The organism is Roseospira marina (assembly GCF_014197855.1).
GTDB lineage: Bacteria > Pseudomonadota > Alphaproteobacteria > Rhodospirillales > Rhodospirillaceae > Rhodospira > Rhodospira marina.
The window spans coordinates 1-2,344 of record NZ_JACIGJ010000045.1 but is presented as its reverse complement, the minus strand read 5'-3'; the positions used below and the strand labels follow the sequence as shown (position 1 = coordinate 2,344).

The following is a 2,344-nucleotide window of genomic DNA, read 5'->3' as shown; positions in this document are numbered from 1 at the left end:
AGGTCATCAAGCGGATGGCCTACGGCTTCCGCGATGACGCCTACTTCTTCCTCAAAATCCGCGACGCCTTCCCCGGAATTCCGTCATGAACCAAAAAAAAGCCCCCGGCATGGCCGGGGGCAGGTCGTCTTGAAGAAGGGCGACGCACCCAGTTGCGTCGTGGGTCGGACTTACTGCTTGATGCGGATCAGCTCCTCCAGCATGTCGTCCGACGTGGTGATGATCTTCGACGCCGCCGAATAGGCGCGCTGGGTCGTGATCATGTTGGTGAATTCCGTTCCAAGGTCGACCGTGGAGTTTTCCAGGGTGGCCTGGGCCACGGACGCGGCGCCGGCCGAGCCCGCCTCGCGCACCACCGGCAGGCCGGAGTCGTCGGTCTGCTGGAACACGTTGCCGGTCAGCGGGTTCATGCCGTTCGGGTTCACGAAGGTGGCGACCGGGATCATGAAGATCGGGCGCTGCACGCCGTTGTCGAACAGGGCCGTGACGATGCCGTCTTCGGACACGGAGATTCCGGCGTAGTTGCCGAACCGGTTGCCGTTCTGGCTAACGAAATTGAGCTGGTATTCGCCCGAAAGTTGCTGGAACCCGTCGTCGGCGTTGTAGTTGCCCCAGAACTGGGTGATCGCGGGCGAACCGCCGGTGTTGATGCTGCCGCCATCCATGTTGAGCGAGCCATTCGCCCAGCCGAGGCTGATCGACGACCGGGGATCGTTCTGGGCGGTTTCATCGTAGCCGAAGATCGTGTCCGGTGTTCCATCGCCATTGAAGGTCATGGCACTGGTGCCGGCGGTCACCCAGGAGCCCTGCCAGCCGCCGACCACCGCGGGACTCAGGGCCGGGATCGACCACGGCGCATTCGGATTCCCGGATTCGCCGGTCTGGATGACCGCCGGGTCCAGGCCGCCGTTGGTCGTCAAGCCCGTGGTGTCGATGTTGATGGCCGCGGTTTCGCTGAACTGGCGGATCAGGATGCTGTTCTCGCCTTCGATCCGCTCGACCCAACTGCTGGGCGAGGATTTGCCGGAGACGCCGGCGACGGTACCGCCGGCCGCCGTGACAAAATCCGCGTCCACCTGCGCAGCCAGTTCATCCAGCAACAGGGACAGCGACGTTCCGACCGTATTGCCGTTGATGGTGTCGACACTGCCGCTGCCGCTGTCCGTAAAGGTATAGGTTTGGCCGTTGATCTCCACGCTCGTGCCGGCATCGGGGACGGCGGTGAAATCCAGGCGGCCGGCCGCGTAGTAGGTGCTGTCTTCCTGCGCGTCGACGGAGACGTAGGTGCTGCCGGCCGGCGGCATGACCTCCACGTCCCAGGTGTTCTGATCGCGCTTGGTCCAGGTGTAGAGCAGGTTGTGGGAGTTGCCGAGACTGTCAAAGATCAGGGCGTTGGTCTGCTCGCTGCGGCCGATGGCGGCGTCGGCGGGGAGCTTGGCGCCCATGGACAGGGTGGAGGTCGCGCGCGCCGTGCCGCCGATGGTGCTCAGGTTCAGCGGTCGCATGTTGACGTTATCCACGGCATTGTCGTTGATGTAGAACGACTCGCCGTTTTCGTTCTTGTACGTCTTCATGTAAGTCTGGTTGTTGTAGTCCACTGTGGCGGCCGTGACCGTGCCGTCCCAGGTGTCCAGCGGCCAGCCTTGCAGGTAATACCCGGCGGCATTCTGCAGAAAGCCGTCCTTGTCGATCTTGAACGACCCGGCGCGCGAGAACGCGTAGCCCGACGGATTGGTCGCCTGATCCGAGACAACGAAGAAGCCGCCGCCGGACAAACCGAAGTCGGTCGAGGACGTGGTCGCCTGCAACAGACCCTGAATGTCCACGTTGGTGCGCGGCGCGGACTGCACGCCGCCCGGCGAGTACTGGGTCAGCGACACCTGCGCCGTCACCAGGGTCTTGAAGTTCACCGTCGTCCCCTTGTACCCGACGGTGTTGACGTTGGCGACGTTGTCCGAGATGGCGCCCATGGCGCTGGACTGCGATTGCAGCCCCGACACGCCCGAGAACAAGGCTCCGTACAGCGACATGGGTCTTCTCCTTCAAGCCGCCCGGGGGAGAGGCCCCGCCCGGGTCTGGTTCTTCTTGTCGTCTGGCGGCGGGTTCAGGGGGCCGCCGGGAATGGGTGCGGATAGAGACGCTGGGCGTCAGACGACGGTGTCGACGGGATCGTCGGCGGGATCGTCGCCGCCGGTGTCGCCCGCGGGATCGTCGCCAGCGGTGTCGTCGCCGCCGTCGGCCCCATCGCCCGGTCCAATCCGGATACATAGGTAACAGAACAGACCGGAGACATGGGTAACAGGTCGTCAAGATGGTCGCGGAGGTGCGGCCATGGTTTGGAAAG

General features: G+C 64.2%; 1 protein-coding gene. It reads right to left on the bottom strand.

Annotated elements, in window-relative coordinates; all coding sequences use genetic code 11:
• Positions 1-170: 170 nt before the first annotated feature.
• Positions 171-2,030: a flagellar hook protein FlgE gene (locus tag GGD82_RS20685; RefSeq protein ID WP_150064307.1), complete on the bottom strand. Its 1,860-nt coding sequence runs from the start codon at positions 2,028-2,030 to the stop codon at positions 171-173.
• Positions 2,031-2,344: the final 314 nt, after the last annotated feature.

What these genes read in the sequence shown, in the direction of transcription:
- GGD82_RS20685 (WP_150064307.1), bottom strand. Translation starts at nt 2,030, where the DNA reads ATGTCGCTGTACGGAGCCTTGTTCTCGGGCGTGTCGGGGCTGCAATCG.